A 5,984-nucleotide genomic window follows, 5' to 3' on the forward strand; every position below is an offset into this window, starting at 1 on the left:
AGCAGTGTTCAGCGTAAATGTATCAGATACAGTTGAGGCTTAGCTGGCCTGCTGTAGGAGCAGATCCAACTGGCCGCGAGCCTCTAGCGCGTAAAGATCGTCGCAGCCGCCGATATGCTGGTCGTTGATGAAAATTTGCGGCACCGAACGGCGGCCGTTGGCCCGCTTGGCCATTTCCGCCCGTGCTGCCTCGTCTCCATCGATGGCGTACTCGATATACTTCACGCCTTTGCGATCCAGCAGTTGCTTAGCCCGGATGCAAAAGGGACAAAAACGCCAGGTGTAAATCTCAACAGTCATAAGAAAACAACAAACGCTTTTACATAGCTTAACATTTTCACGGAGCCGGGATCCCTTTCCTTGCAAACCTGGGGTTTTCTGCCTCCCATGGTCTAGTTGGCTTCCTTCCAATTGTGGCCAATTTGGATATCCACCACCAGCGGTATGGAGAGGGGCACCGCTCCTTCCATTTCCCTTTGGATCAGCGGTTTTAGGGCCTGCCATTCCGAGGGATCCACCTCAAACACCAGCTCATCATGCACTTGCAGGAGCAAGCGGGAACGAAAGTTCTGCAGCTTTTGCCGCAGGCGCACCATTGCTACTTTGATGATGTCTGAGGCGGATCCCTGAATGGGAGCATTCACAGCTGCCCGCAATTCCGCTTGTTTGCGATGGCCTGTCAGACGAGACAAATTGGGAAAATAGCGACGGCGACCCAAGATCGTTTCTACATAGCCATGCTTTTCCACAAAGGCTTCGGTGGAGCGCAGGTAGGCGAAAATACCGGCGTAGCGCTCGTTAAATCGCTGTAAAAATTGCTTGGCTTCGGATAGAGAAACCCCCGCAGTGCGGGCAAAGCGCTGTGCCCCCATGCCGTAGATCACCCCATAGTTAATCGTCTTGGCCAGGCGGCGTTCTTCGCTGGTTATTTCCTGTTTTTCCAGGAGCAGGCGGGCGGTCAGGGTATGCACATCTTCCCCTGAGCGAAAGCCTTCCAGCAAGGCAGGTTCTTGGCTGAGGTGGGCCAAAATGCGCAGCTCAATTTGAGAGTAATCTGCTGCCGCCAATAGCCATCCCTCTTGGGGAATAAAAGCTTGTCGAATCCGGCGACTGAACTCGGTGCGAATGGGAATATTTTGCAAGTTGGGGTTTGAGGAGCTGAGCCTGCCGGTGGCAGTAACGGTTTGGTTAAAGTCGGTGTGGACTCTGCCGGTATCGCTTCTTACCAGGGCAGGCAGAGCATCCACATAGGTCGATTTCAGCTTGGCCAAGGTGCGGTATTGCACGATGGTTTCGATGAGAGGATGATCCCCCTCTAGCTTTTCTAAAACTGAGGCATCAGTGGAATAGCCAGTAGCCGTTTTGCGGGTTTTGCGAATGTCCAATTTCAGCTTTTCAAAGAGCAGGGATCCCAGTTGCTTGGGAGAATTGAGGTTAAAGGTTTCTCCAGCCTGGGCATAAGCTTTCTGCTCCAAACTTTGCAGCTCTTGTTCCAGCTCTTGGGAAAATTGCCTCAGAAACTCGGTATCAATGCGAATGCCGATCCACTCCATCTCTTCCAAAACTTGGGCCAAGGGCAGCTCGACTTGAATAAAAAGATCCCACAGGCGTGGATCGGTTTTCTGCAGCTTTTCGGTGAGGATTGGCACCAGACGATAGGCACAATAGGCGTCGGTTCCACAGTATTCTGCAACTTTGGAAATCGGGATATCGGCAATGGACTGTTCCTTGCCCAGCAACTTTTTGTAGCTGGTGGTTGGCAAACCCAAATGGGTAGCTGCCAAATCGGCCAAGTTGTGGCTGGCTTCTGGATCCAAAACGTAGCTGGCCAACATGGGATCAAACTGGATCCCTTGCAGGCGGATCCCGTGGGCGCGGAAAATGCTCAGGTCGTACTTACAGTTTTGTAGGCTTTTGGGTCGGTTGGGATCTTCCCAAAGGGGTTGCAGGCTTTGTTTAACCAGCTCCCAATCCAGGTTGGATCCCTGGCGGTGGCCGATGGGCAAGTAGGCGATATCTCCCTCTGACCAACAACAGCCGATCCCCACCAATTGGGCATCCCGTGGATCTAGACTGGTGGTTTCAGTATCCCAAGCTACAATCCCTGGGCAGGCCAGCAGCTCTTGCCGCAAAAGCTCCAGTTGCTCCGGCGTATCGATGATGCGCACCGCCGGCAGAGAAGGGACGGGATCGAGGGCAAAATCAAACCACAGGGCTTCGTCAGGAGCGTTTGCGGGATCCCCGGTGGGATTAAAAGCGCCAACCACCTCTGCCTCGGTTGGGATCCCCCCCAAAGCCTTTTGTATTTTGCGCACTTGGGCGATGAAGCTGTGAAACTCCAATTTTTCCAGCAGCGGCAGCAATTCTGCTTGATCAAACCCGGTTAATTTCATGCTCTCCCAGTCGGGAGAAAGAGGAACGTCGCATTTGATCCGAGCCATAAATTGCGAGTGATGGGCCGCCGGGATCCCTTCTTTGAGGTATTGCTGGACTTTTCCTTGGATCTCGTCCAGGTGGTCGAAAATTTCATCCAAACTGCCGTAGCGCTCCAGCAGCTCCACAGCTCGCTTGGGGCCGATCCCTTTCACCCCGGGAATGTTGTCAGAAGGGTCACCACAGAGGGCCTTATAATCCACCACCTGCCAAGGCCAGATGCCCAATTTTTCTTTCACTTGTTCGGGGCCAAACTCGCTGATGCGATCTTTGCTGTTGAGGTGCAAAACCCGAACTCTTCCATCGGTATCGATCAACTGGAACAGATCTTGATCGCCACTTAAGATCTGCACCCGGTAATCTTGGGGGGCTAGCCTACTGAGGGTGCCCAAAATGTCATCGGCTTCAAAACCAGGCACCACCAAAATCGGGATGCGTAGTGCCGTCAACACCTGCTTCAGGTTCTCCACATCTTCGATAAACTCCGGTGGCGTTTCCGGGCGGCCTGATTTGTAGGTTTCGTCGGCCTCGTGGCGAAAAGTGGGCTGCCGTGTATCAAAGGCAACGGCTACATGGGTAGGGGTGTATTTGTCCAAGACTTCTAACAGCGATTTCAAAAAGCCAAAGCTGACGCTGGTGGGGATCCCAGTGGAAGTGCGCAACCCCCCCTCGCGGCTGTAGGCAAAGGCGTAGAAGGAGCGATAGGCCAGAGAGTGACCATCCACCAGCAGCAGTGTTGGAGTTTGCCAAGCCATCAGCTGATACCTTGAGGGTGAATCTAGCCTATCGGATCTGGGCTATGGGCAGAAGGGATCCCACATCCATCATCGGCCTCAAGAACTCAGCAAGAGCGCCCGGCGGTCAACAGGACGGGATTCCAATTCCAACTTCTGTGACCCGGCTACGGCAAGATCCAAAAAGCCATCGATAGGCCCGCCACCCCTGTCTGTTTTGTTAGCTACAATGCTCATGCCCATTTTTTCAATTTATTGGCTTGATCGGCAACACCTCAATTTGCCAACCCAACTGATCACCCAAAGCATTGGCTTCTGGTTTTGGACAACATACAGCTCACCACAATGCTCTTCTCTTCTCAGCAAATCCTGCCCCCATCTCTCTACCCACCCCTGCATTGGGGCCTCAAGACCCTCTTTCCCGACGGCCTGTGGGAGTTGCCGGCAGATCCCCACACCCAGCGGGTGGCTCTGACCTTTGACGATGGCCCTCACCCTGAGTACACCCCTGCTTTGTTGCAGGTTTTGATGGATTTTCAGGTGCCGGCCACGTTTTTTGTGTTGGGAGAACGGGTGCAGCGCTGGCCCCACCTGGCCCGTCAGATCCGCCAACAAGGCCACCGCATTGGCCTTCACGGCTGGCAGCATCGCCCTTTTACCGAGCTTGCCCCTGGAGAGCTTTATCAGAGCCTGAAGCGCAGCCAAACCACCCTCGTGGCTGCCTGTGGCGGGATCCCTGACGATTATCGGGCTGTGCGCCCGCCCAATGGCTTGTTTTGGCCGCAGACGCTTGCGGATTTGCGCCGTTGGGGCTTTTGTCCGGTGATGTGGAGCGTGGTGCCTGAGGATTGGCTGATCCCACCGGTATCGGTGGTAGTGGAGCGGGTGCTGGCCCAGGTGCGGCCTGGCTCCTTAATCGTGCTGCACGATGGGGTACAAGGAGGAGCCCAAGTGGTTGAGGTAACGCGGCAGTTGATCCCAACTTTGAAGAAGCGGGGATTTGAATTTGTCCACTTGCCGGATCCCTGAGATCTTTCCAGTTGGGGAGAAATTAAATACAGTAGAGGCACGCACAAGCAGGAGGGTCAGGCCATGGGCGCACGCAAGATTATCTACGGCATTTTTGGGCAACGGGCCGGCAGCGTCATCGTCGGAACTTGGAACTGGCTGTGGGGGATCCCGGTGGAGAAAGGCGGCACAGGAGCGGTGATGGTGGCGGAAGAATCCCTACGTACCATGCAGGAGACGGTTCAGCGTCTCACGGAAGCCGTTGCCACCCAAGTGGCTGCCTATCAGCGGGCTGAGCAGAAGTACATGCAAAAGGTGCGGGAGTACCAGGCCCTGGAGAACAAAGCTCGCCTGGCCGCCCAACGGGGCGATCAAGAGGCTGCCCGCCTGGCTATGTCCCAAGCGCTGCAAATTGAGGCCATTCTCGGCCCCCTTAAGGAGAACGTGGAAACTGCCGAGCGCTACGTCAACGCCGCCAAGCAAAAGCTGGCCCGCGAGAAAGAACGACTGGCCGCTTACAAGAGCGAGCTGAGCAACCTCAAAGACATCAACGAGGTGAACCAAGCTCTGGAGCAGATGACCCGCGTCAACAACTCCTACAACATCGACTCGGCCAAGTCCCAATTTGAGGCGGCAAAGAATGCTATCCAGGCTCGCCAGCTCAAATCCCGAGCCATGAGCGAACTCTCGGAAGATCGCAGCGAGCAGATTGCTGCCCAACTGGATGAAATGGCCATGGACGATGAAATCTCCCGCCGCTTGGCAATGCTCACCGGCCAAGGAGGTGCCCAGGCCAACCTGCCGCTACCGGATCTGGATTTCGAGAAGCGGCTCCCCCAATAGCGGCAGTTGCTTCCAAGCTTGGGGATCCCTCGCTTTTCAACCCACGTCGGCAACCCCGCTGCTAAGTTGCAGGGGGAGTTTTCCGTTGGGAATTGACGGTCAACGGGCTAGAGGGAGTGCGCTCGTACTAGGATGATAAAGGAACAATAGGCAACCCATCTGAGGAGAGGATCCCAGCAATGTCAGCAGCACGAGGCGCGCATTCTGCCCGATCAGGCCTGTGGCCCACTTACGCAACCAGCCCGTGGCTGTCTAGAGCGCTGTTGCTGCTCTGTGTCTGCCTCAGCTTGGTGGTCGGTGCCTGTTCCGCAGGCTCTAACCTACGGGCCTACAGGGATCCCAGCGGAGCCTTTGCTTTTGCTTACCCCAACGGCATGGTGGCGGTCAATCTTGGGCCGGGGAAAGGGCCGGTGGTACTCCTGCGCGACCTGGTGTACGAGACCGAGAACGTCAGCCTGATGATCGCCCCGTTTGACAAGGGGGAGACGATTGCCGATTTGGGCAGCCCGGATGAGGTGGGGCAGTTGGTGGCGGAGAAGATCATTGCTCCTGAGGGATCCGGTCGCTCGGCCAAGCTGTTGGCTGCCGAAGCCTTTGAGCGGCAGGAGCACCCCTATTACCTGCTGGAATACCAAACCGATATGGGATCCCAGCTTCGCCACGAGGTGGTGACGGTGACCGTTCGGCACCATCGCCTCTATACGCTGACGGCCTCTACCCAGGAATCCCGCTGGCCTCAGGTGCAAGCTGCCTTTAGGAACGTGGGCCGATCTCTGAATGTTTCCTAAAGCTTTTCCTGAGAGGATTTTCTCAAGGGATTGAACCGGGTTGACGGACTTGGGTATGTTAAGGTTGAGCCCTTTAGGGCTGAGTTATGGTCATTTTAGGTTGGGGTGAGACGCCTGGGCTACTGAGAAAAGCCTTGTGGTTCTGGGGATTATTGCTCCGCAACGCTGACGCGAAGAC

Annotated in this window: 5 protein-coding genes; 3 read left to right on the forward strand and 2 right to left on the reverse strand. The window is 55.5% G+C overall.

Annotated features, from left to right (window positions below):
* Nucleotides 1-39: 39 nt before the first annotated feature.
* Entirely contained in the window at nucleotides 40-300 is a 261-nt protein-coding gene (gene grxC / locus NW815_RS08590; RefSeq protein ID WP_011431797.1) for a glutaredoxin 3, read from the reverse strand.
* A gap of 92 nt (nucleotides 301-392) precedes the next feature.
* On the reverse strand, nucleotides 393-3,188 hold the full coding sequence (gene polA, locus NW815_RS08595; protein WP_414415909.1) for a DNA polymerase I: 2,796 nt from the start codon (nucleotides 3,186-3,188) through the stop codon (nucleotides 393-395).
* Between the two features lie 324 nt (nucleotides 3,189-3,512).
* Between polA and NW815_RS08600 the strand changes: the two genes are divergently transcribed.
* The 3 genes from NW815_RS08600 to psbP all read left to right on the forward strand — a co-directional run bounded on the left by NW815_RS08600 (nucleotide 3,513) and on the right by psbP (nucleotide 5,806).
* Nucleotides 3,513-4,196, forward strand: coding sequence for a polysaccharide deacetylase family protein (locus NW815_RS08600; protein ID WP_414350259.1), 684 nt, complete (start codon nucleotides 3,513-3,515; stop codon nucleotides 4,194-4,196).
* Between the two features lie 63 nt (nucleotides 4,197-4,259).
* Nucleotides 4,260-5,018, forward strand: a complete 759-nt coding sequence (locus NW815_RS08605; protein ID WP_414329450.1) for a PspA/IM30 family protein — start codon at nucleotides 4,260-4,262, stop codon at nucleotides 5,016-5,018.
* 263 nt (nucleotides 5,019-5,281) lie between these two features.
* Nucleotides 5,282-5,806 carry a photosystem II reaction center PsbP gene (gene psbP / locus NW815_RS08610; RefSeq protein ID WP_414381637.1) on the forward strand — a complete coding sequence of 175 codons (525 nt, stop codon included), beginning with the start codon at nucleotides 5,282-5,284 and terminating at the stop codon, nucleotides 5,804-5,806.
* Nucleotides 5,807-5,984 lie beyond the last annotated feature (178 nt).

This window comes from Synechococcus sp. R6-7 (genome assembly GCF_047461695.1).
Lineage (GTDB): Bacteria > Cyanobacteriota > Cyanobacteriia > Thermostichales > Thermostichaceae > Thermostichus.